Annotated in this window: 21 protein-coding genes; 8 read left to right on the top strand and 13 right to left on the bottom strand. The window is 53.8% G+C overall.

Features of this window, described 5'->3' with window-relative positions:
* Positions 1–26: 26 nt before the first annotated feature.
* The 8 genes from rseP to rpsB form a co-directional block, all read right to left on the bottom strand.
* A complete protein-coding gene (rseP, locus tag GJ746_RS04880) occupies positions 27–1,379 on the bottom strand; it encodes a sigma E protease regulator RseP (protein ID WP_154679178.1) in 1,353 nt (450 codons plus the stop codon).
* Positions 1,380–1,390: 11 nt separating this feature from the next.
* Positions 1,391–2,248, bottom strand: a complete 858-nt coding sequence (gene cdsA, locus GJ746_RS04875) for a phosphatidate cytidylyltransferase (RefSeq protein WP_154679177.1) — start codon at positions 2,246–2,248, stop codon at positions 1,391–1,393.
* Positions 2,249–2,260: 12 nt separating this feature from the next.
* Positions 2,261–3,016, bottom strand: a complete 756-nt coding sequence (gene ispU / locus GJ746_RS04870; RefSeq protein ID WP_154679176.1) for a (2E,6E)-farnesyl-diphosphate-specific ditrans,polycis-undecaprenyl-diphosphate synthase — start codon at positions 3,014–3,016, stop codon at positions 2,261–2,263.
* A gap of 242 nt (positions 3,017–3,258) precedes the next feature.
* Complete coding sequence (gene ispC / locus GJ746_RS04865; RefSeq protein ID WP_154679175.1) at positions 3,259–4,458, bottom strand: 1-deoxy-D-xylulose-5-phosphate reductoisomerase; 1,200 nt, start codon at positions 4,456–4,458, stop codon at positions 3,259–3,261.
* A gap of 226 nt (positions 4,459–4,684) precedes the next feature.
* Positions 4,685–5,242: a ribosome recycling factor gene (gene frr, locus GJ746_RS04860; protein WP_004098748.1), complete on the bottom strand. Its 558-nt coding sequence runs from the start codon at positions 5,240–5,242 to the stop codon at positions 4,685–4,687.
* A gap of 205 nt (positions 5,243–5,447) precedes the next feature.
* Positions 5,448–6,173, bottom strand: coding sequence for a UMP kinase (gene pyrH, locus GJ746_RS04855; protein ID WP_154679174.1), 726 nt, complete (start codon positions 6,171–6,173; stop codon positions 5,448–5,450).
* 146 nt (positions 6,174–6,319) lie between these two features.
* Positions 6,320–7,171 (bottom strand): translation elongation factor Ts, encoded by an 852-nt coding sequence (gene tsf / locus GJ746_RS04850; protein ID WP_004098746.1) that lies wholly within the window; start codon positions 7,169–7,171, stop codon positions 6,320–6,322.
* Positions 7,172–7,290: 119 nt separating this feature from the next.
* Positions 7,291–8,016 (bottom strand): 30S ribosomal protein S2, encoded by a 726-nt coding sequence (rpsB, locus tag GJ746_RS04845; RefSeq protein WP_032616611.1) that lies wholly within the window; start codon positions 8,014–8,016, stop codon positions 7,291–7,293.
* A 323-nt stretch (positions 8,017–8,339) separates the two neighbouring features.
* On the opposite strand from rpsB, the gene map reads away from it, so the two are divergent.
* The 4 genes from map (at position 8,340) to GJ746_RS04825 (ending at position 13,553) form a co-directional block, all read left to right on the top strand.
* A complete protein-coding gene (gene map / locus GJ746_RS04840) occupies positions 8,340–9,134 on the top strand; it encodes a type I methionyl aminopeptidase (protein WP_154679173.1) in 795 nt (264 codons plus the stop codon).
* A 277-nt stretch (positions 9,135–9,411) separates the two neighbouring features.
* Positions 9,412–12,075, top strand: a complete 2,664-nt coding sequence (gene glnD, locus GJ746_RS04835) for a bifunctional uridylyltransferase/uridylyl-removing protein GlnD (protein ID WP_154679172.1) — start codon at positions 9,412–9,414, stop codon at positions 12,073–12,075.
* A 156-nt stretch (positions 12,076–12,231) separates the two neighbouring features.
* Positions 12,232–13,056 (top strand): 2,3,4,5-tetrahydropyridine-2,6-dicarboxylate N-succinyltransferase, encoded by an 825-nt coding sequence (dapD, locus tag GJ746_RS04830; protein WP_154682645.1) that lies wholly within the window; start codon positions 12,232–12,234, stop codon positions 13,054–13,056.
* 107 nt (positions 13,057–13,163) lie between these two features.
* On the top strand, positions 13,164–13,553 hold the full coding sequence (locus tag GJ746_RS04825) for a DUF3461 family protein (protein ID WP_004098742.1): 390 nt from the start codon (positions 13,164–13,166) through the stop codon (positions 13,551–13,553).
* Positions 13,554–13,601: 48 nt separating this feature from the next.
* On the opposite strand, the gene cdaR is transcribed toward GJ746_RS04825, so the two are convergent.
* The 3 genes from cdaR to dgt form a co-directional block, all read right to left on the bottom strand.
* Entirely contained in the window at positions 13,602–14,759 is a 1,158-nt protein-coding gene (gene cdaR, locus GJ746_RS04820; RefSeq protein ID WP_110272476.1) for a DNA-binding transcriptional regulator CdaR, read from the bottom strand.
* Between the two features lie 190 nt (positions 14,760–14,949).
* Entirely contained in the window at positions 14,950–16,386 is a 1,437-nt protein-coding gene (gene degP, locus GJ746_RS04815; protein ID WP_154679171.1) for a serine endoprotease DegP, read from the bottom strand.
* 134 nt (positions 16,387–16,520) lie between these two features.
* On the bottom strand, positions 16,521–18,035 hold the full coding sequence (gene dgt / locus GJ746_RS04810; protein ID WP_154679170.1) for a dGTPase: 1,515 nt from the start codon (positions 18,033–18,035) through the stop codon (positions 16,521–16,523).
* A gap of 84 nt (positions 18,036–18,119) precedes the next feature.
* Here dgt and mtnN point away from each other — a divergent pair, with 84 nt between their 5' ends.
* The 3 genes from mtnN to GJ746_RS04795 all read left to right on the top strand — a co-directional run bounded on the left by mtnN (position 18,120) and on the right by GJ746_RS04795 (position 20,415).
* Positions 18,120–18,818, top strand: coding sequence for a 5'-methylthioadenosine/S-adenosylhomocysteine nucleosidase (gene mtnN / locus GJ746_RS04805; RefSeq protein WP_154679169.1), 699 nt, complete (start codon positions 18,120–18,122; stop codon positions 18,816–18,818).
* Positions 18,811–19,608 (top strand): vitamin B12 ABC transporter substrate-binding protein BtuF, encoded by a 798-nt coding sequence (gene btuF, locus GJ746_RS04800; RefSeq protein ID WP_154679168.1) that lies wholly within the window; start codon positions 18,811–18,813, stop codon positions 19,606–19,608. The genes mtnN and btuF overlap by 8 nt, the downstream gene beginning before the upstream one ends.
* A gap of 183 nt (positions 19,609–19,791) precedes the next feature.
* Complete coding sequence (locus GJ746_RS04795) at positions 19,792–20,415, top strand: TRIC cation channel family protein (RefSeq protein ID WP_154679167.1); 624 nt, start codon at positions 19,792–19,794, stop codon at positions 20,413–20,415.
* Between the two features lie 39 nt (positions 20,416–20,454).
* Here GJ746_RS04795 and erpA read toward each other — a convergent pair whose 3' ends face one another.
* On the bottom strand, positions 20,455–20,799 hold the full coding sequence (erpA, locus tag GJ746_RS04790; protein ID WP_154679166.1) for an iron-sulfur cluster insertion protein ErpA: 345 nt from the start codon (positions 20,797–20,799) through the stop codon (positions 20,455–20,457).
* Positions 20,800–20,880: 81 nt separating this feature from the next.
* The gene (clcA, locus tag GJ746_RS04785) at positions 20,881–22,299 is read right to left on the bottom strand and encodes a H(+)/Cl(-) exchange transporter ClcA (RefSeq protein WP_154679165.1); all 1,419 of its coding nucleotides are present in this window, start codon (positions 22,297–22,299) and stop codon (positions 20,881–20,883) included.
* A gap of 180 nt (positions 22,300–22,479) precedes the next feature.
* On the opposite strand from clcA, the gene hemL reads away from it, so the two are divergent.
* On the top strand, positions 22,480–23,760 hold the full coding sequence (gene hemL / locus GJ746_RS04780; protein WP_154679164.1) for a glutamate-1-semialdehyde 2,1-aminomutase: 1,281 nt from the start codon (positions 22,480–22,482) through the stop codon (positions 23,758–23,760).
* The last annotated feature ends 90 nt before the right edge of the window (positions 23,761–23,850 follow it).

Genomic DNA, 23,850 nt, shown 5'->3' with positions numbered 1-23,850 from the left:
TTATGCGTTCTTCCTAACAAACTCTCTTACAACCGAGAGAAATCATTGAAAAGTGCAAGCCCCATTAACAGCACCAGCAGTATTGAGCCAATGCGATAACTAAAGTCTTGAACTCGCTCGGATACCGGTCCGCCTTTCAGCTTTTCAATCGCCAAAAACAGCAGATGTCCCCCGTCCAGAACGGGAAGCGGGAACAGGTTGATTATTCCGAGGTTCACGCTGATAAGCGCAAGGAACATCAGATAATAAATCAGCCCGAACTCCGCTGACATCCCAGCCCCCTGGGCGATAGAAATCGGCCCGCTGAGGTTGTTCAGTTTGACATCACCGGTTATCAATTTGCCCAGCATCCTGACCGTTAACGACATCAGCTGCCAGGTTTTATCCGTGGCTTCAGCGATGGCGGCAAACGGCCCGTACTGACGCACTGTCTTATATTCATCAGGCAGCGGGATGACCTTAGGCACGACCCCTGCAAACCCCTCAACTTTACCCCTGGTCGACTTCGTATCCGGTATCAAAGTCACCGACAAAGGACTCCCCTGCCGTTCGATGTCCAGAACTAATGACCTACCCGGATTATCGCGCACCAGATTAACAAACGTCATCCACTGCGTTAACGGTTGACCATCGACTTTAACGATCCTGTCGCCCGCTTGCAAACCCGCCTTTTGTGCCGCCGAGTCAGATTGAACTTCAGCCAGGACGGTATCAATCTGCGCAGTGCGAGGCTGAATGCCCAGCGAAGTAACCGGATCTTGTTTATCCGGCTCAAACGCCCATTGCTGCAGATCGAGGATTTTATCCTGGCGTTGATTGGTCCCGAAAGGGGCAACGGTAACTATTGTTTGCCGATCGCCGATTCTGGCCACCAGCGCCATACGCACAGCATCCCAATCAGGCGTTTCGATGCCATCTATCGCTTTAAGTTCCATTCCTTTTGCAATTTGTGCCTGGGCAGCGATGGAGTCGGGCGATATATCAGCAACGACCGGACGAACGCCGGGAACACCGATAATAAAGACCAGCCAGTAGGCAAAAATGGCGAAAAGGAAGTTGGCAATTGGCCCTGCGGCAATAACGGCAGCGCGCTGACCAACGGTTTTGTTGTTAAAAGCAAAGTGACGCATCTCCGGCGCCACGGGCTCAACGCGCTCGTCAAGCATCTTGACATACCCGCCGAGAGGGATAAGAGCGATAATAAACTCGGTTCCCTGCTTATCAAAACGGCGCCAAAGCGCTTTGCCGAAACCGATAGAAAAACGCTCAACGCGGATACCGCAGCGACGAGCAACCCAGAAATGGCCAAACTCGTGGACGGTGATCAGCACGCCCAGCGCAATAATAAATGCAGCCAAATTCCAGAGAACGCTCAGCATAAAACCTTCCGTCAAATCGTCCTGAAAACCAACAAGAGTAAACAAGCAAACACGGGTACCGCAGCCGTCAGGCTATCGATACGATCGAGGATACCGCCGTGTCCGGGAATCAGATGTCCACTATCTTTGATGCCCGCTTCTCGTTTAAACATGCTTTCGGTCAGATCGCCAAGTACAGAAGCCAGCGCAGCGATAACTGAACATACCAGCAGTACCGTCGGCGTCACATCCAGATGAGCCCACCAGCCATAGGCCCAGGAGATAACCGCAGCCGTCAACAGACCACCGAAAAAACCCTGCCAGGTTTTACCCGGCGAGACCTTCGGCGCCAGCTTATGCTTGCCGAACATTTTACCGAACATATAAGCGCCGGAGTCAGCCCCCCAGACCAAAATCATCACGTAGAGTAACCACAGCGCACCGCTATAATGGTCATCGGCGTAATGCCAGGCCCGCAGCGCCAGCATGCCCCAAAAAAATGGGACGATGGTCAGGATGCCGAATATCAGACGTAGCGTTTTTGAATTCCGCCAGAAGGCAGCAGAGGTGGGATAGGTCAGAACCAGACCAAGCGCGACTATCCACCAGCCGAATGATGCCCACAGAGACCCCTCAACCAGCGGTTGATGAACATCATAGTGGTATTCAGGCATCAGGAAGAGCATCAGCGCCAGCAGCAGACCACAAAGCACCGATAGCCAGACTCTCTGCGTGGTTGAAGTGAAACCGCTAAGTTGCCCCCACTCCCACGCGGCGAGCATACAGACAACCAGCGTAACGATGGCAAAACCCGCGGGCGGCAATAAAAAAAGAGCCGCGATAACAACGGGAATTAAAACCAATGCGGAAATCAGGCGATACTTCAGCAAAAGTGACCTCCATCAGGCATTGTTGCCGCCCGGCTCAGTGCCGCCGAAGCGACGCTCTCGATTAACAAAGGCATGGAGTGCACCTTCAAAGTCCTGTTCAGAGAAATCGGGCCAAAGAATATCTGTAAAGTAAAGTTCGGCGTAGGCAATTTGCCAAATCAAAAAGTTACTAATACGGTGCTCTCCCCCGGTCCTGATAACTAAATCAACGGGAGCCAGCTCATGCATACACACCTGCTGGCTCAGCATCTCTTCCGTGATTTCCTCGGGCTGGAGCACACCATCCTGAACCTGTTTGGCCAGATGACGAACGCCCTGAACGATATCCCAGCGGCCGCCGTAGTTTGCCGCAATATTCAGGGTCAAACCGGTGTTATTCTCAGTCAGCGCTTCCGCCTTACGAATACGCTCCTGGAGACGCGCATTAAAGCGCGTAGTTTCACCGATAATACGCAAACGCACATTATGTCTGTGCAAACTTTTTACTTCGCTATCCAGCGCCCAGACAAACAGCTCCATCAGCGCGCTGACTTCCTGCGCCGGACGATTCCAGTTTTCACTGCTGAACGCGTATAACGTTAACGCTTCAATGCCATTATTGGCCGCGAAAGAGACGGCGCGACGAACAGACTTCGCGCCGGCTTTATGGCCGAAGGCGCGAATTTTTCCTTGCCGTTTTGCCCAGCGACCGTTGCCGTCCATAATAATGGCGACATGGCGACAGCCATGTGCAGGCATTTCGCTGACAGTTTGATTAGCAGACAACATAACGCGTTTTAAGTCCATAATAAGGATTAGCTAAGCTTCTAAACACAGGCAACCAGTCAGCGCTGGATACGCATTTTTATCCGGTCCCGGAGCTACGGCCAATCGCAGAGAACAACCAAAAGCTTTACGCAAAAAAGCCGTGTCTTGCCACGGCCACCGTAATCTTTCACAACAAAATGCAACGATCGGATGGCGCAGACTATATCACTGAAGCCCAGCGCCCACAAATATCACAACGAGTATCAGAATTTGCGCCGCGCTGCCAGCAGCTGGCCTGCGTTCGCCCGAGCCATAGCGTCAATAGACAGCACTTCATCAATGCTTTGCGGCTCATTTAACGCCAGCTGATCCAGTACCGCCTGATTGATAGCCGCAATATCGGTAAAGCGAATATCACCGTTCAGAAACGCGGCTACAGAGACTTCATTTGCCGCGTTCAGCGCCGTGGTCGCCGCCTGGCCGACGTCGAAAGCCTCTATTGCCAGCTTCAGACAGGGGTAACGTCCATAATCCGGCGCGGAGAAGCTCAGGTTACTTAACTGACAAAAATCCAGCGGCTTCACCCCGGAGTTAAGACGCTTTGGCCAGCCCATGGTATGGGCTATCGGCGTACGCATATCCGGCTCACCAAGCTGCGCCAGAACGCTGCCATCCTGATAACGCACCATTGAATGAATCACCGATTGCGGATGGATCAGGACTTCCATTTGCTGCGCTGAAGCATTAAATAGCCAGCGGGCTTCGATATACTCAAGCCCCTTGTTCATCATGGTGGCTGAGTCGACAGAAATCTTGCGTCCCATTGACCAGTTTGGATGCTTACATGCCCGATCCGGAGTCATCGCCGACAATTCAGCAATCGCCGTTTCGCGGAACGGGCCACCGGAGCCGGTGAGCAGAATTGACGACACGCCGTTTTGGGTTAAATCAGCGTACCCCAGATTATGTTGAATTGTTTCCGGCATACTCTGAAAAATCGCATTATGTTCGCTATCGACCGGTAACAGGCGCGCGCCATATTTTTGCACAGCGTCCATAAACAGCCGGCCGCAGGTCACCAGCGACTCTTTATTCGCCAGCAGCACCGTTTTACCCGCGCGAATAGCTGAAAGCGTGGGAACCAGACCCGCGGCACCGACGATTGCCGCCATCACCTGATCGACGTCGTCAAGCGCGGAAACCTCAGCGGCGGCCTGCTGGCCGCTCATGACTTCAGTGCGGCTGCCCTGCTCGCGCAGTTTTATCCGCAGCAGCTCAGCGCTGTGCGCATCGTCCATTACCGCATAGCGAGGGGAGAATTCCAGACATTGTTCAACCATACGGTCGACATTTTTCCCGGCAACCAGCGCGGTGACAGAAAAGCTATCAGGATTATGGCGCACCACATCCAGCGTGCTGCAGCCGATAGAACCGGTCGAACCGAGAACGGTTAATTGCTTCATGAGGCGTCCAGAAAAATGAAGACAGGATAAAAAGCAAAACGCCGCCAGCAAACCCTTGAGCATCAATTATCGGATGACAGAGCGGAGGCGCAGAACCTTTGACATGGTGCTAAAGGCTACAAGGCCAGCCGTCTGAACGCAATCCCGAAAATTGAGCGTACGGTCTCCTGTACGGCGTTTCAGATTTTACGCAGGCCGATAGTCAGACCCGCGTGTCGGCAGAGAATCAGAACTGCATCAGTTCCGCTTCTTTATCCGCCAGCGCCGCATCAACTTTCTTGATGGCGGCATCGGTCATCTTCTGCACATCTTCCTGAGAACGGCGATCGTCGTCTTCGCTGATCTCTTTCTCTTTAAGAAGCGCTTTCACTTTGTCGTTAGCATCGCGACGAACGTTACGTACGGCAACGCGCGCCTGTTCTGCTTCACCACGGACGATTTTGGTCAGATCCTTACGACGTTCTTCGGTCAGCGGAGGCAGTGGAACGCGGATGTCGCTGCCCGCAGAACTTGGGTTCAGACCCAGGTCGGAAGCCATAATCGCTTTTTCAACGGCCGGGCTCATGGAGCGATCGAAGACGTTGATCTTCAGAGTACGGGAGTCTTCTACCGTTACGCTGGCCAGCTGACGCAGCGGAGTCGGCGTGCCGTAGTATTCCACGATAATGCCATCCAGCAGGCTGGGAGAAGCACGACCCGTGCGTATTTTGCTGATTTGGGTTTTGAACGCTTCTACGCATTTGTCCATGCGTACTTCAGCATCTTTTCTGATATCGCTAATCACGTTACGAATCCTTGAAAACTTGTCTCAGACAGACCAGACGGTCGCCCACTGCAAAAGTGAGCTAAGTATAGTCATGTTTATGCTCAGCGTCTTTCAGGCTGCGAACCAGCCGCAGCGCTCCGTCCACAGAGCATGTTGAAAACCATCGGGCCAAAAACCCGTAAAAGTAAGGCCGAATATTACCCGTATTTGACGCCGACGGGAATTACTCAGTAATTAATGTGCCTTCTTTTTCACCCATCACCACGCGACGCAGTGCGCCAGGCTTGTTCATATTGAAGACGCGAATCGGCAGTTTGTGATCGCGCGCCAGGGTAAACGCCGCCAGATCCATCACTTTCAGCTCTTTCTCCAGCACTTCGCCGTAGGTCAGCTGATCGTACATAGTGGCAGAAGGATCTTTGGCCGGATCGGCGGTGAACACACCGTCGACTTTGGTTGCTTTCAGAACCACATCGGCTTCAATTTCAATACCACGCAGGCAAGCAGCAGAATCGGTGGTAAAGAATGGGTTACCGGTACCCGCGGAAAGAATCACCACGCGGTTGTTACGCAGCAGGCTGATAGCCTCTGCCCAGCTGTAGTTATCACACACGCCGTTCAGCGGAATCGCTGACATCAGGCGGGCGTTCACATAGGCGCGATGGAGCGCATCACGCATTGCAAGGCCGTTCATGACCGTTGCCAGCATGCCCATGTGGTCGCCCACAACGCGGTTCATACCCGCTTTCGCCAGACCAGCACCACGGAACAGGTTACCACCACCAATCACTACGCCGACCTGAATACCCAGCTCAACCAGTTCCTTGATTTCCTGAGCCATGCGGTCAAGTATGCTCGCATCAATACCGAAGCCTTCTGAACCTTGCAGAGCTTCGCCACTTAACTTAAGCAGAATACGTTTGTAGACGGGTTTTGCATTGGTAGCCATGTTTCTTTCCTGAGACTGTCAACGAATGAGATGAGTTAATTCCGGCGACATTGTACGTCGCTTTTCAGCGTAGCCACTATAGCGACCAGCTGAATTTACACATTAGGCACAAAAAGAAGCCGCCCTCAGGCGGCTCCTTTTGAAAATTAAGACTGCTTGGACATCGCAGCAACTTCTGCTGCAAAGTCAGTCTCAACTTTCTCAATGCCTTCACCCACTTCAAAGCGGATGAAGCCAGTCACGTCAGCGTTGTGCTCTTTCAGCAGCTGAGCAACAGATTTGCTCGGGTCCATAACGAACGGCTGACCGGTCAGAGAAACTTCGCCGGTGAATTTCTTCATGCGGCCTTCAACCATTTTCTCTGCGATTTCTTTCGGCTTGCCAGACTGCATGGCGATGTCCAGCTGAACCTGGTACTCTTTTTCTACCACTTCAGCGGAAACGTCTTCCGGCTTAACGAATTCCGGCTTGCTTGCAGCGATGTGCATAGCCAGCTGTTTAACCAGCTCTTCGCTCGCGCCTTTAGCAGCAACCAGAACACCGATACGCGCGCCGTGCTGGTAAGAACCCAGAACTTCGCCTTCCAGGGAAGATACGCGACGGATGTTGATGTTCTCACCGATTTTAGCAACCAGCGCAACGCGCTCTTCTTCGAACTGCGCTTTCAGTACTTCAACGTCAGTGATTTTGCCAGCAACAGCGGCGTCCAGAACCTTGTTAGCAAATGCCTGGAAACCACCATCTTTAGCAACGAAGTCAGTCTGGCAGTTAACTTCCAGAATGATACCGTAGGTGCCATCGATTTTAGTGATGATCACGCCGTCAGCAGCAACGTTACCTGCTTTTTTCGCTGCTTTAATAGCACCGGATTTACGCATGTTTTCGATTGCCAGCTCAATGTCGCCGTTCGCTTCAGTCAGCGCTTTTTTGCAATCCATCATGCCTGCGCCAGTACGCTCGCGCAGCTCTTTTACCAGGGATGCGGTAATTTCAGCCATTCTTTAATCCTCGGGAGATATGATCTGCCCGGTTCCAGGAACCAGACAAATTTGAAAGTGAAAAAGGGGCCACTAAGAGGCCCCTATTTATACACGGTACTAAATAAGGGTGTGCCTTATTATTCAGCTTCTACGAAGCTTTCTTCCGCCTGAGAAGCCAGATCCTGAGAACGGCCTTCACGAACGGTAGCAGCAACAGCGCTCAGGTACAGGCTAACTGCACGGATTGCGTCGTCGTTACCCGGGATAACGAAATCAACGCCGTCCGGATCGGAGTTAGTATCAACGATAGCAAATACCGGGATACCCAGGTTGTTTGCTTCTTTGATAGCGATGTGCTCGTGGTCAGCGTCGATAACGAACAGTGCGTCCGGCAGGCCGCCCATGTCTTTGATACCGCCCAGGCTGTTTTCCAGCTTGTCCAGCTCACGAGTGCGCATCAGCGCTTCTTTCTTGGTCAGCTTCTCGAAAGTACCATCCTGGGACTGAGTTTCCAGGTCTTTCAGACGTTTGATGGACTGACGAACGGTTTTCCAGTTAGTCAGCATACCGCCCAGCCAGCGATGGTTCACGAAGAACTGGTCGCAGCTGTTAGCAGCTTCTTTTACCGCTTCGCTTGCAGCGCGCTTAGTACCAACGAAAAGGATTTTACCTTTGCGAGAAGAGATCTTGTTCAGTTCAGCCAGAGCTTCGTTGAACATCGGTACAGTTTTCTCAAGGTTGATGATGTGAACTTTGTTACGCGCGCCGAAGATGAAAGGCTTCATTTTCGGGTTCCAGTAACGGGTCTGGTGACCAAAGTGAACACCAGCCTTGAGCATGTCGCGCATGGAAACAGTTGCCATGTTTAAAACCTCTATAGATAAAAGTTGGGGTTATGCCTCCACGTATCCCATATTACCGACCCCAAAGGGCACCCCGGAATATGTGCCGATACGTGTGTGTTGTTACACAAAGTGAGATTTGTCGCTTCAGTCCATCTTGTGTATCTGAGAATGGAACAGAAGTCCGGCGCGCTTTATACCACAAAACAGGAGCGGAAACCAACTGTTGTTGACGTCGCGTGCTGTTAATGATTCTCAATTTGGCAGCAGGACGCCCGGACTGTTAACATTGTTCAGACATAATCTATTATTGTCGAAAAAATCGACACTGCTGGACACAATCCATGGCTATCTCTATCAAGACATCTGAAGACATCGAAAAAATGCGCGTAGCCGGCCGTCTGGCCGCTGAAGTGCTGGAAATGATCGCACCTTACGTTAAACCTGGCGTCAGTACCGGCGAACTGGACCGCATCTGCAACGATTATATCGTTAATGAGCAAAAAGCCGTTTCCGCCTGCCTCGGCTATCACGGTTTTCCCAAATCCGTCTGTATCTCTATTAATGAAGTGGTGTGCCACGGCATTCCGGACGATGAGAAATTGTTGAAAGATGGTGATATCGTCAACATCGACGTCACCGTCATTAAGGATGATTTCCACGGCGATACCTCAAAGATGTTTATCGTCGGCAAACCGACGATTCTCGGCGAGCGCCTGTGCCGTATCACCCAGGAAAGCCTGTATCTGGCCCTTAAAATGGTCAAGCCGGGCGTTAACCTGCGCACCATCGGCGCGGCAATCCAGAAGTTCGTTGAAGCAGAAGGTTTTTCCGTGGTGCGCGAGTACTGCGGTCACGGCATCGGCCGTGGTTTTCACGAAGAACCACAGGTTCTGCATTACGACTCTCCGGAAACCAACGTGGTGCTCAAACCGGGCATGACCTTTACCATTGAGCCGATGGTCAACGCGGGTAAGAAAGAGATCCGCACCATGAAAGACGGCTGGACGGTAAAAACTAAAGACCGGAGCTTGTCTGCGCAGTATGAGCATACTATTGTGGTGACAGACAACGGCTGCGAAATACTGACGTTACGCAAGGATGACGCTATCCCGGCGATGATCTCGCACAACGACTGATGAGAAGCCGGCGCCAGCCGGCTTTTTTATGACGGGCGTCCTTGCCCGTCACCCTTTGGGCCGCCGCAAGCGACGTTAAAAATCGCTCCCGGCGATTTTTTATGACGGGCATCCATGCACGTTACTCTTCGGGCCGCCGCAAGCGACGTTAAAAACCGCTCCCGGCGATTTTTTATGACGGGCATCCATGCCCGTTACCCTTCGGGCCGCCGCAAGCGACGTTAAAAACCGCTCCCGGCGATTTTTATGGGCGATAGTTTTTTCTTACGGTGGCGCAATGAGCAACTCTTTATCCAGTACTGTTCCCCCTGACCTGTCTGCTCAACCAGAAAATCCGGGCGATTGGCCAAAAAGCGATCTTAATTGCGCAACAATTAAAGCGCTTATCGACGTTTTTCAGCGCTGGCTGGGCGAAGCTTTTGATAACGGCATCGCTGCGGAAAAATTAATCGAAGCGCGCACCGAATTTATCGACCAGCTGCTGCAGCGGCTGTGGGTAGAGTACGGCTTCGGTTCGCTAAACGACGTCGCGTTGGTCGCCGTCGGCGGCTATGGTCGTGGCGAACTCCACCCTCTTTCTGATATCGACCTGCTGATTTTAAGCCGTAAAAAGCTGTCCGATGAACAAGCGCAAAAGGTTGGCGAACTGCTGACGCTACTGTGGGATATCAAGCTGGAGGTCGGCCACAGCGTTCGCACTCTCGAAGAGTGTCTGCTGGAGGGGCTATCGGATCTTAGCGTCGCCACCAACCTGATCGAGTCGCGCCTGCTTATTGGCGATGTCGCCCTATTCCTTGAGCTGCAAAAACATATTTTCAGCGACGGCTTCTGGCCATCGGAGAAATTTTTTGCGGCTAAAGTTGAAGAGCAAAATATACGCCATCAGCGCTATCACGGTACCAGCTATAACCTGGAACCGGACGTTAAAAGCAGCCCAGGCGGGCTGCGGGATATTCATACCCTGCAGTGGATCGCCCGCCGTCATTTTGGCGCCACCTCGCTGGATGAAATGGTTGGTTTCGGCTTCCTGACCGAAGCCGAGCGCAACGAGCTGAACGAATGCCTGCATCAACTCTGGCGCATTCGCTTTGCGCTGCATCTTGAGCTAAACCGCTACGATAATCGCCTGTTATTCGACAGGCAGTTCAGCGTCGCCCGCCGTTTGCGCTACGAAGGCGAAGGCAACCAGCCAATCGAACATATGATGAAGGATTTCTTCCGCGTCACGCGTCGGGTGAGCGAGCTGAACCAAATGCTGATTCAGCTGTTTGAAGAAGCGATCCTCGCGCTTACCGAGGATGAGAAACCGCGACCGATTGACGATGATTTTCAGCTACGCGGCACGCTTATCGATCTGCGCGATGACACGCTGTTTATCCGCGAACCACAGGCCATTCTGCGTATGTTTTATATGATGGTGCGCAACAGCAGCATCACCGGTATCTACTCCACCACGCTTCGCCACCTGCGCCATGCCCGTCGCCATCTGACGCAGCCGCTTTGCTATATTCCGGAAGCGCGGACTCTGTTCCTCAGTATGCTGCGCCACCAGGGGGCGGTAAGCCGCGGACTCCTGCCAATGCATCGCCATAGCGTTCTGTGGGCCTATATGCCGCAGTGGTCGCATATTGTCGGCCAGATGCAGTTTGACCTGTTCCACGCCTATACCGTTGATGAACACACTATCCGCGTTCTGCTTAAGCTTGAGAGTTTCGCCAAAGAAGAAACGCGCAGCCGTCATCCGCTGTGCGTTGAACTATGGCCGCGCCTGACGCATCCGGAGCTGATCCTGATCGCTGCCCTCTTCCACGACATTGCCAAAGGGCGCGGCGGCGACCATTCGATTCTCGGCGCGCAGGACATTCTCAAGTTTGCCGAACTTCATGGCCTGAATTCCCGCGAAACCCAGCTAGTCGCCTGGCTGGTACGCCATCATCTCCTGATGTCGGTCACCGCCCAGCGTCGCGATATTCAGGATCCGGAAGTGATTAAGCAGTTTGCCGAAGAAGTTCAAACGGAGAACCGTCTGCACTATCTGGTCTGTCTGACCGTCGCCGATATCTGCGCCACCAACGAAAACCTGTGGAACAGCTGGAAGCAAAGCCTGCTGCGCGAACTCTATTTCGCGACCGAAAAACAGCTGCGCCGGGGGATGCAAAATACGCCGGATATGCGCGAACGAGTGCGTCACCACCAATTGCAGGCGCTGGCGCTGCTGCGTATGGAAAACATAAATGAACAGGCGCTGCACCAAATCTGGAACCGCTGTCGCGCCAACTACTTCGTGCGCCATACGCCAAATCAGCTCGCCTGGCATGCGCGTAACCTGCTGCAGCACGATCTCAGCAAGCCAATGATTCTGCTCAGTTCCCACGCCACGCGCGGCGGCACCGAAATTTTTATCTGGAGTCCGGATCGCCCTTATCTCTTCGCTGCGGTTTGCGGCGAGCTGGATCGACGAAATCTTAGCGTTCACGATGCGCAGATCTTTACCACCCGCGACGGTATGGCGATGGATACCTTCATTGTTCTTGAGCCGGACGGCAGCCCGCTTTCCGCCGACAGGCACGAGATGATCCGCATGGGGCTGGAGCAGACCATTACCCAACGCAGCTGGCAGCCGCCGGCGCCCCGTCGTCAGGCGGCAAAGCTAAGGCACTTTTCCGTCCCGACTGAAGTTAATTTCCTGCCGACGCATACCGACCGGAAATCGTTTCTGGAGCTGATTGCTCTCGATCAGCCCGGTCTGTTAGCTCGCGTCGGACAGGTGTTTGCCGACCTCGGTATTTCGCTCCACGGAGCGCGAATTACGACAATTGGTGAGCGAGTAGAAGATTTATTTATAATCGCCACGGCAGACCGGCGTGCCCTTAATAATGAGCTACAGCAAGAAGTGCAACAACGGTTGACAGAGGCCCTCAATCCAAACGATAAAGGGTAGCGAATTTAAATGTACATACACAAAGTCATTCAAACTGCATCAAGACGGCCAGGGAGAGAGCCCCGGGAGCTTACGCTAGCAAGTGACCAGGACGAACAAGCGCAGCCAACGCAGAGGCAGCTTGAAGGATGAAGTGTATAAATGGAAAGAGAAACAATGCAGCAATTACAGAATATTATTGAGTCCGCCTTTGAGCGTCGCGCCGACATCACCCCGGCAAACGTCGATACCGTAACCCGCGAAGCGGTCAACCAGGTGATTTCTCTGCTTGATTCCGGCGCGCTGCGCGTCGCTGAAAAAGTTGATGGCCAGTGGATCACCCATCAGTGGCTGAAGAAAGCGGTTCTGCTCTCTTTCCGTATTAACGATAACCAGGTTATCGATGGTGCGGAAAGCCGCTACTTCGATAAAGTCCCAATGAAGTTCGCAGATTACGATGAAGCGCGTTTCCAGAAAGAAGGTTTCCGCGTGGTTCCGCCAGCGGCCGTTCGACAGGGTGCATTTATCGCGCGCAATACGGTTCTGATGCCGTCCTACGTAAACATCGGTGCCTACGTTGATGAAGGCACCATGGTTGATACCTGGGCCACCGTCGGTTCCTGCGCGCAGATCGGCAAAAACGTCCACCTGTCCGGCGGCGTCGGTATCGGTGGCGTTCTGGAGCCGCTGCAGGCTAACCCGACCATTATCGAAGATAACTGCTTTATCGGCGCGCGTTCGGAAGTGGTCGAAGGCGTCATCGTCGAAGAGGGTTCCGTTATCTCTATGGGCGTATACCTTGGCCAGAGCACCAAAATCTACGATCGCGAAACCGGTGAAGTGTTCTACGGCCGCGTTCCTGCCGGCTCAGTCGTGGTATCCGGCAACCTGCCGTCGAAAGATGGTAAATACAGCCTGTACTGCGCGGTCATCGTGAAGAAAGTCGACGCTAAAACCCGCGGTAAGGTCGGTATTAACGAACTTCTGCGTACCATCGACTAAGCAGTGTAGAAAGCGGGAGGAATCCCGCTTTTTTTATATATTAAGCTGGCGAAGATAGATTTTTTCGTTAATTATTCAAAGATTACGATGATATCAAAGGTACCGTTATGTACGATAATCTGAAAAGTCTTGGTATTACCAATCCTGATGAAATCGATCGCTACAGCCTGCGGCAGGAAGCCAACAACGATATTCTGAAAATCTATTTTCAGAAGGATAAAGGCGAGTTCTTCGCTAAAAGCGTTAAGTTTAAGTATCCGCGCCAGCGCAAAACCGTTGTCGCTGACGGCGTGGGCCAGGGGTATAAAGAAGTCCAGGAAATTAGCCCTAACCTACGCTATATCATCGACGAGCTGGATCAAATCTGTCAGCGCGATCGTACCGAAATCGATCTGAAACGTAAGATCCTCGACGATCTGCGTCATCTGGAAAGCGTCGTCACCAATAAGATCAGCGAGATTGAATCCGATCTGGAAAAACTGACGCGCAATAAATAAAATTTCCCACCGCTCCCGGCGGCGCTTCGCTCAGCCGGGAACGGTATCCTATCTCTGTTCATCCAGCTGTAGCGCGATATACAACAGCAGACGATCGTCAAAACTCCCCAAATCCAGCCCCGTCAGCTCAGAAATACGATTCAAGCGATATTCCAGAGTATTACGATGAATAAACAGCGCCTTAGAAGTCGCCAGCGGCTGAACGTTATGACGAAACCATGCCTGGAGGGTACGACGCAGCAGCCCGTTATTATCCATCGCTTTCAGGCGAACCAGCGGGCGCGCCAGCTCGTTGGCCTGCCAGCCGCCGCGCAGGCTATCAAGCAGCACCGGTAGCATCAAATCCTGGTAGAAATAGCTCCGGCTCTCCGGCATTCGCTGCTTGCCGACCATCATCGTCGTTCTGGCGGTACGGTAAGAACGGGCAATACTGCCAGGCCCGGTGAAGAAATTACCCAGCGCCACGCGAAAGCGCAGCTGACCGTTCTCTTTCATCCGGCTTATTAGCTGCTCAACGCGTTTGCAGTGATCTTCTGCATCCCAGCGGCCAAAGGCATTCAGCGCGGGTTTCAACACCACCATCTCGGTCAGCGAGACAATGGCCACCAGATTATTGCGGTCCGGCGTGGTCAGCGCGGTTTGCAGCTGCTGCAGCTCCGCCATCGCGCTATCGACGCCCAGCTGGCCGCTATCCACTTCAATCATCGCCACGACGCGCGGCTGGTTAAGATCGATCCCCAGACGCTGCGCCCACTCGGTCAGCGCCGGGGTATTCTCTTCCGCCTGAATCAGGTTCATGACCAGCTCTTCGCGCAGGCGGCTATCCTGGGCCAGAAGATGCATCAGCCGCGACTGTTCCAGCATCATCTCGGCAGTCATACAAACCAGTTCACCGTATTTACGTAGCGACTCCGGTTCACCGGTCAGCCCGATGACGCCAACAATCTCCCCTTCCAGACGCAGCGGCAGGTTTATCCCCTGACGCACGCCGTGCAGGTGCCTGGCCACGGCATCATCAATATCGACAACGCGCCCCTGCGAGAGCACCAGCAGCGCCCCTTCGTGCAATTCACCAATTCGCTCGCGGTCTCCGCTGCCGATAATGCGTCCGCGGGCATCCATCACGTTGATATTGGTATCAATGATGCGCATCGTACGCGCTACGATATCCTGCGCCATTTTGGTATCGAGATGCCAGCCAGCCATGTAATCCTCCCGTGAGCAGACGACCAGAATAAAAGAGTTAACAGCACGCTGCATTGTGCGTTTGCACAAAGGAGAAGGCAGAAGTATGGAGTTGTGGAAGGGGTCACAGTTCGAAAAACAGAATGCTCAGCAGAAACTAAAAGCCCCTTCCCTCCGTAAGGAGAAAAGGGGCTTAACGAACAGATAAAAATTACTGCATCAGCAGGTAGATAGAAGCATCGCCGCGCTGAATATTCAGAGCCAGAACCGAAGGCTTGGCATCAAAGATCTTGCGCAGGTCGGCAATATTTTTCACCGGCTGCTGGTTAGCGCCAACGATAATATCGCCTTTCTTCAGGCCAATCTGCGCCGCCGGAGTGCCCGCCTTCACGTTGCTCACCACGACGCCTTTATCCTGACCTTTGTTGCTCATTTCCGCACCTTCAATACCGTTGAAGATGGTGCTGGAATCGACCTGATTCTGGTTGCTCTGCTGCAGCTCGACGGTCACCGTCACCGGCTTACCGTCACGCAGCAGGCCAAGCTCGACTTTACTACCGATCGGCATAGTACCGACCTGAGCACGCAGTGCGGCAAAGCTGCTGATCGACTTGCCGTTCAGAGTCGTGATCACGTCACCGGCCTTGATGCCCGCCTTAGCGGCCGCCGAGTTCGGCATAACCTGGCTGACGAACGCGCCGCGCTGAGCATCAACTTTCATCGCTTTCGCCAGTTCGGAGTTCAGCTCGGTACCCATGATGCCCAGTTCACCGCGTTTAACCTGGCCAAACTTAACCATCTGATCGGTAAGGTTTTTCACCATGTTGCTCGGAATAGCGAAGCCGATACCAATGTTACCGCCGTCCGGCGCCAGAATCGCAGTGTTGATACCGATCAGCTCACCGTTGAGGTTAACCAGCGCACCGCCGGAGTTACCGCGGTTAATCGCCGCATCGGTCTGGATAAAGTTTTCATAATTTTCAACGTTAAGGCCGCTACGGCCCAACGCGGAAACAATCCCTGAGGTTACAGTTTCACCCAGGCCAAACGGGTTACCGATCGCTACGGTGTAATCGCCGACGCGCAAAGAGTCAGAGTCTGCCAGCTTAATCGCGCTCAGGTTTTTCGGATCCTGGATTTGAATCAGCGCAATATCGGAACGCGGGTCTTTACCGACCACTTTCGCCTCGAACTTACGCCCATCGCTCAGCTGAACTTTGATGGTTGTGGCATTGTCCACAACGTGGTTGTTGGTAACAACATAGCCTTTTGCAGCATCAATGATAACTCCGGAACCGAGGGCCATAAATTTCTGCTGCTGGCCGCCGCTACCCGGCGCGCCGCCCTGTCCACCGCCCTGACAGAACGGAGAGCTCTGGAACGGTGAACCATCCTGGCAGAACGGTGAGTTGTCGCCAAAGAACTGCTGGAAGTTACGCGGCATCCGCGGCGTATTAACGGTGGTGCTCCCCTCAACGTTAATACTTACGACCGACGGCATCACTTTTTCCAGCATCGGGGCCAGGCTCGGCATCTGCTGCGCATTTGTAGCCGAAGAAGCTGTTTCTGCCGCGCTCGCAGAGAGAGGGGACAACGCCAGACCTAAACTCAGAGCCAGGGCACTCATTGCTAACGTGGTTTTTTTCATATGTTTCAATCTCGATTTCAGATAACGAATAGTTGCTGTGTACGTCACTATCAGAGTCATTTTATAGCGCGAAGTTCCGGAATGAAGTTTTGGCAAAAGTAAAAATTTATTGTTCGTCTTTACAAAACTCCGGCTTATTCCACGGCCATTAGTCGCCGATATTCATCCCATGCATACAAGTCGGTCATACCGCTGATATAGTCCTGAATGAGACGACAGCGATAATAATATTCCATCACCGGGAATTCCGGATTATTGCGTGAAATCTTATTTACCGCCTCTACGTAGGCCAACCGATGACGAGTCGAAAGCTTCTGGAACAGACGCGAGGCAATCGGTAAACTTCTCACCCGCTCTTTTTCCACCAGCAGATTAAACTCATCCAGCGATAATTTTAGCAACGGCTGATAAATATCGAGTAAACCGCTAATAACACGATAGCCCTGTAGTTCCAGCTGTTCGACATCAGGATGGCTAAACACATGTTTTACCGCAACATTTTTATAAAGCTCAAGCAATTGACTGCAATCACTATCATCTTCAAGCAGCGCGTGATTAAAATCGCCGCTAAAAATCTTCGGCAGATTATCGATAAATCGCCGCGCCGCATACGGCACCAGTCTGTTAAGCGTATTAACCCGTAAATACATAAAAAACTGATCTTCAGTGCTGCGGCTAAGAGAATTCGCACGTGATTTCTCCCAGGCATTTTCGACAACTTGATTAAACAAGGAACCTTTTTCGTGGACGCCCCAGGCCTCATAAAGATGCTGATAAAGCTGCTCTACGCTGAAGATGCGTTTTTCCACCGCATCTTCAAGATCGGCGACACAATATGAGATGTCGTCCGCGGCTTCCATAATCCACGTTAATGGGAAACGATTGTAAGGCGCCAGATCCAGTTCTTTACGCAGCCTCGCGACATAGCCTTCTTCGGCTAAATAATAACCAGGTTTCTTCATTAAATAATTGTGGCTGGCGGGTGTCTCTCCTCGCCACCAGGCCGGACGGGTATATTTTAGAATACAGCCCACCTGCGCCCAGGTGAGGTTCATTCGCATCAGCGTATGCACTAAACGAATGCCCTGTGCGTTGCCTTCAAACCAGCATAAATCCTGGCGAACCTTACGCCGAAGCTCATTTAACTGGCTATCGCCCTCCTGCAGGCGCAGCGCCGCAACCACGCAGCGATCGTCGGTTAACGGCTGACTGGCCGCATCGCCGGGAAATAGCCGCTGGCTGAACCAATCGTTAATTGCCGCCTCGCCAAAATGGCCGAAAGGAGGATTGCCGATATCGTGCATCAGGCAGGCCATTTCAACGATGCTTTCAAACGGCCCGGTGAGCTCATCCAGCCCGTAGCTCTCCAGCAGCTTCTGCTCTTTCAGGCGACTTAACACCTCTTTAGCGATATAGCGGCCAACCTGCTGAACTTCCAGGGAGTGGGTGAGACGGGTACGCACCGCAGCGTTGCGCTCCAGCGGGAAAACCTGGGTTTTCTGCTGCAACCGGCGGATCGCCGGAGAGTTAATGATGCGCCCGCGATCGCTTTCGAAAATTCGCAGAATTTCATGCTCCGTCTCAACGCCCTGCGGCGAACGGTAGCGACGACGCCAGTTAATCTTGTTGCGAAAATCGATCTTAGCCATGATCTCCCCCGAGCGAGCAATAACGTTTCCTTCTAAGCGCATGATAGACTATGCCGCTAAAACCCACACATCGCGAGTAAATCTATGAAAATCGGCATTATTGGCGCTATGGAAGAAGAAGTTACCCTTCTGCGCGACAAAATCGACAACCGCCAGACCATTACTATCGGCGGTAGCGAAATCTACACCGGCCAGCTGCAGGGCGTTGACGTCGCTCTGTTGAAATCGGGTATTGGTAAAGTTGCCGCCGCTATGGGTGCTACCCTGCTGATGGAACACTGTAAGCCGGATGTGATTATTAACACCGGTTCTGCGGGCGGTCTTGCATCAACCCTGAAGGTCGGCGATATCGTCGTCTCCGATGAAACTCGCTACCACGATGCTGACGTTACCGCGTTTGGTTATGAATATGGTCAACTGCCGGGCTGCCCTGCCGGTTTTAAAGCTGACGAAAAGCTGATTGCCGCCGCAGAGACCTGCATCAAGGCGCTGAACCTTAATGCGGTACGCGGGCTGATCGTCAGCGGCGATGCCTTTATTAACGGGTCCATTGGCCTGGCAAAAATTCGCCACAACTTTCCCCAGGCCGTAGCCGTAGAAATGGAAGCCACGGCTATCGCGCACGTCTGCCACAACTATGGCGTGCCGTTTGTTGTCGTTCGCGCCATCTCCGATGTAGCCGATCAGCAGTCGCATCTGAGCTTCGACGAGTTTCTCGCCGTCGCCGCGAAACAATCCACCCTGATGGTGGAAAACCTGGTGCAGCACCTGGCCCGTGGCTAAGTCGATCAAAACGGCGCTTACCGCCCTGCTGCTGGTCCCGGCGTGGCTTTTCGCCGCGCCGCGGGTGATTACGCTCTCTCCCGCCAACACCGAGCTGGCGTTTGCCGCCGGTATTACGCCGGTTGGTGTCAGCAGCTATTCCGATTATCCCCCTGAAGCCGCGAAGATAGAGCAGGTCTCCAGCTGGCAGGGGATGAATCTGGAACGTATCGTCGCCCTCAAACCGGATCTGGTGCTGGCATGGCGCGGCGGTAATGCGGAACGTCAGGTGAATCAGCTAAGTTCGCTCGGCATTAAAGTTATCTGGGTCGAAACCTCGACTATTGAAGATATTATCGCGACGCTTCGCCAGCTGGCGCAGTGGAGTCCGCAGCCGGAAAAGGCGAAACTGGCGGCGCAGGATATGCACGATGAGTACCAGTCGCTAAAAGCCCGCTACGCTGCCGCGCCGAAAAAACGGGTTTTTCTTCAGTTCGGCGCTAACCCACTCTTTACTACCAGCAAAGGGTCGATTCAGGATCAGGTTCTGACCCTGTGCGGAGGAGAGAACATTTTTGCCGCCAGCCGGGTTCCCTGGCCGCAGGTCAGCCGCGAACAGGTGCTGGCAAGGCAGCCGCAGGCCATTGTTATTGCCGGCGACGCCAGTGAACTTCCCGCCGTTGAGCGCTACTGGCAGAATCAGTTAAAAATTTCGTTTATTGCGCTACATGGCGACTGGTTTGAACGCGCGAGCCCACGTATTATCCTCGCCGCAAAACAGCTCTGTACTGCGCTCGAGCAGATAAAATAATCACCCGATAATCCGGGTGCGAAGAACCTATCCTACCGGGCGCAATTATTGCAGCCACTCTGGACACGGACAGCGCGGAACAGCCGGAGCGTACGCGCAGTACGTGAGGGTTGTGAGCACTGCCCAGGGCCAGAATGGCAAATAAAATGGCCTGATGGGATAGGCTATAAGTGGGAACTGACGATGCTTGTCTATTGGCTGGATATTATTGGCACCGCCGTGTTTGCCATCTCTGGCGTCCTGCTGGCTGGAAAGCTGCGTATGGACCCTTTCGGCGTGCTGGTACTGGGCGTGGTGACCGCAGTGGGCGGCGGAACCATTCGCGATATGGCCCTTGCTAACGGCCCGGTATTTTGGGTTAAAGATCCTACCGATCTGGTGGTAGCGATGGTCACCAGCATGCTCACTATTCTGCTGGTACGCCAGCCGCGTCGGTTACCCAAATGGGTGCTGCCGGTGCTGGACGCCGTCGGTCTGGCGGTGTTTGTCGGTATCGGTGTCAACAAAGCCTTTATCGCCCATAGCGGGCCGCTGGTGGCCGTCTGTATGGGCGTCGTCACCGGCGTCGGCGGGGGGATTATCCGCGACGTGCTGGCGCGCGAAATCCCGATGATTCTGCGCACGGAAATCTACGCCACGGCCTGTATCGCTGGCGGCATCGTGCATGCGACGGCGTACTACACTTTTCAGGTTCCGTTAGAAAACGCGGCGATGATAGGTATGGTGGTCACGCTGGTCATCAGGCTGGCTGCAATCCGCTGGCACCTGAAGCTGCCAACTTTTGCGCTTGATGAGAACGGGAGTTAAAAAATCTTCCCGGCAGAGCGATATCTGCCGGGGCAGGCGTCAGACGCTGAACGAGGAGCCGCAGCCGCAGGTGCTTTTCGCATTCGGGTTAGTCACGATAAAACGCGAGCCTTCCAGACCTTCGGTATAATCGACGGAACCGCCGACCAGATACTGCAGACTCATGGGGTCAACCACCAGACCAACGCCCTGCTTCTCAATGGTCATATCGCCATCGTTAACCTGATCGTCGAAGGTGAAACCATACTGGAAACCGCTGCAGCCACCGCCGGTGATATACACGCGCAGTTTCAGGTTCGGATTGTCTTCATCTGCAATCAGGTCTTTTACTTTACTCGCTGCGGCTTCGGTAAACTCCAGCGGCAACGCTACGTCATCACTCATTTTATGCTCCCATTGATACTTCTGACCGGTTAAAGAATAACCCGACCTTTTGAGCCATTATCTAATACCCGAGTAAATCGTTCAAGTATTCTCCCCGCCGGCCGGCTGCGCCTTTGCTTCCTGTTCCGCTTTTTGTTTTGCCAGGGTACGCTGCAGAATGGTCGAGTATAAAGGCTTACCGCCGAGGAATTGTGCCAATAGTGTTGCGCCGAGACAGGTAATAATCATTGGCAAAATGAGCTGATAGTTATCGGTCATCTCCAGCACCAGCACGATACCGGTCAACGGCGCGCGCACCGAGGCGGCGAGTAGCGCCCCCATGCCGGCAATGGCAAAAGTTCCCGCATCCAGATGATACGCCGGAAACAGCGGCGTCGCCGCCATACCAAACGCCGTACCCAGTAGCGTACCCAGCGCCAGCATCGGCGCAAAAATACCGCCGGGCGCGCCGGAAGAGAAGCAGAGCAGCGTGGTGATCACCCTGGCGATAAAAATAAATAGCAGCAGGCCGACGGAAAAATTGCCCTCCGCAGCGATGGGGATCAGGTTAAACCCGCCGCCGGACGCCGCTGGCTGAATCAGCCCAAGCACACCGCAGCTGCCGCCGATTAATCCGCCAATCAACACCCACTTTTTGATATTTCCGCCGTGAATGCGCTGGAACATATCCTGGGTACGCAGCACTAAGGTATTAAACAAAGGGCCGATGCAGCCAAAAATCATCCCGAGGATCAAATACAGCCACAGCGTGTTGACCGGCGCATTGCTGAGCTTGCCGACCTCAATAACCGCTTTATCGCCGTTAAAAATGCGAAAAACGATGGTTGCCATAATCACGCCGGTAAACACGGCTTTAATGGAGATCAGGTTGTAGCGAAACTGCGGGCGCATCTCTTCAATAATAAACAGAATCCCGGCCAGCGGCGCGTTAAACGCAGCGGAGAGTCCTGCTGCGGCACCGGTCGCCAGCAGCGTATGGCGAGCTTCCGGACTGCGCATGCGGAACACATCGACCACCATACGTCCAAGGTTGCCCCCAAGCTGCACCATCGGCCCTTCGCGTCCAAGCACCATTCCCGCGCCCAGCGTCCCCATCCCACCGATAAACTTAACCGGCAGCACGCGCCACCAGCGAACGGGGCGCAGCTCTTCCAGCGCGCCTTCAATTTCCGGGATCCCGGAGCCGCCCGCTTCCGGGGCAAAACGACGTACGAGAAAATATCCCACCATTGCCAGCAAAGCGGAGAGGATAAAGGCCAGCGGCCAGACCAGAAACCAGTGGTCCGCCACCTCTACCAGCGCGCTAATACGCACGTTTTGTACCCAATTAACGCTTTTCTCAAACGCGACGCCAACCAGCCCCGCCAGCGTTCCGACGACGGCAGCCATCAATAACACCGCCAGCGGCGTTTTATCACGCTGAATCAACCGACGCACGGCATCGCTACGGCGAACGCGGACGAACTGATGTGCTGAAGAAGAGGGATTTTCTGCTTTCATGCCATTATCAATGATTAGTAATACAAATAGAAAGAAGGGCATTCTAGCCAACCGGGATGGCTCCGTCGTCAAAAAAATGCGCCGCGACCCCATTGTTTCAATTGGGCAAAACTTTCATAACCTTCCTGGAATAACTTAGAATAGTCGACAAAACATTTTTCACGAACCAGGACCCTGGCAATGAGCAAATCTGAAAATCTGTATAACGCTGCGCGTGAACTTATTCCCGGCGGCGTGAACTCCCCGGTACGCGCCTTTACCGGCGTTGGCGGTACGCCGCTGTTTATCGAGCGCGCAGACGGCGCCTACCTCTACGATGTCGATGGCAAAGCGTATATCGATTATGTTGGTTCCTGGGGCCCCATGGTGCTCGGTCACAATCATCCGGCAATCCGCAACGCGGTTATTCAAGCCGCCGAGCGCGGGCTGAGCTTTGGCGCGCCGACGGAGATGGAAGTTAAAATGGCGGCGCTGGTCACCGAACTGGTCCCGACCATGGATATGGTGCGCATGGTGAACTCCGGCACCGAAGCCACCATGAGCGCCATCCGCCTGGCGCGCGGCTTTACCGGTCGCGACAAAATTATCAAGTTTGAAGGCTGCTACCACGGCCACGCCGACTGCCTGCTGGTGAAAGCCGGTTCGGGCGCGCTGACGCTCGGCCAACCGAACTCACCGGGCGTGCCGGCGGATTTCGCCAAACACACCCTGACCTGCACCTATAACGATCTGGCATCGGTTCGCGCCGCGTTCGAACAGTACCCGCAGGATATCGCCTGCATCATCGTCGAGCCGGTGGCCGGTAATATGAACTGCATTCCGCCGCAGCCGGAGTTTCTGCCGGGCCTGCGCGCGCTGTGCGACGAATTCGGCGCGCTGCTGATTATTGATGAAGTGATGACCGGCTTCCGCGTAGCGCTGGCAGGCGCGCAGGATTACTACGGCGTAGTGCCGGATTTGACCTGCCTTGGCAAAATCATCGGCGGCGGTATGCCGGTTGGCGCCTTCGGCGGTCGCCGTGAGGTGATGGATGCCCTGGCTCCGACTGGCCCGGTTTACCAGGCAGGCACCCTCTCCGGCAACCCAATTGCGATGGCGGCAGGTTTCGCCTGCTTAACCGAAGTGGCGCAGCCGGGCGTGCATGAAACCTTAACCGACCTGACCAACCAGCTGGCACAGGGTCTGCTGGACGCCGCTCGCGATGCCGGTATTCCGCTGGTGGTCAATAATGTTGGCGGCATGTTCGGCATTTTCTTTACCGATGCGCCAACCGTAACCTGCTATCAGGATGTGGTGAAGTGCGATGTAGAGCGCTTCAAGCGCTTCTTCCATCTGATGCTGGAAGAAGGTATCTATCTGGCGCCATCGGCGTTTGAAGCGGGCTTTATGTCCATCGCCCATAGCGAAGAAGATATCGATAATACCGTCGCCGCCGCGCGTAACGCCTTCGCGAAGCTGTAACCTGATTGCCGGGGCAACCCTGCCCCGGCAATACGTATATTGTTCAAAAGCATCATTTTGCGTTGGCCCACGCATAGCAGGATGCAAACG

The sequence above is a fragment of the Klebsiella oxytoca genome (genome assembly GCF_009707385.1).
GTDB lineage: Bacteria > Pseudomonadota > Gammaproteobacteria > Enterobacterales > Enterobacteriaceae > Klebsiella > Klebsiella oxytoca_C.
The sequence above is the reverse complement of the archived record's forward strand: the minus strand, read 5'-3'. Positions and strand labels throughout refer to the sequence as shown.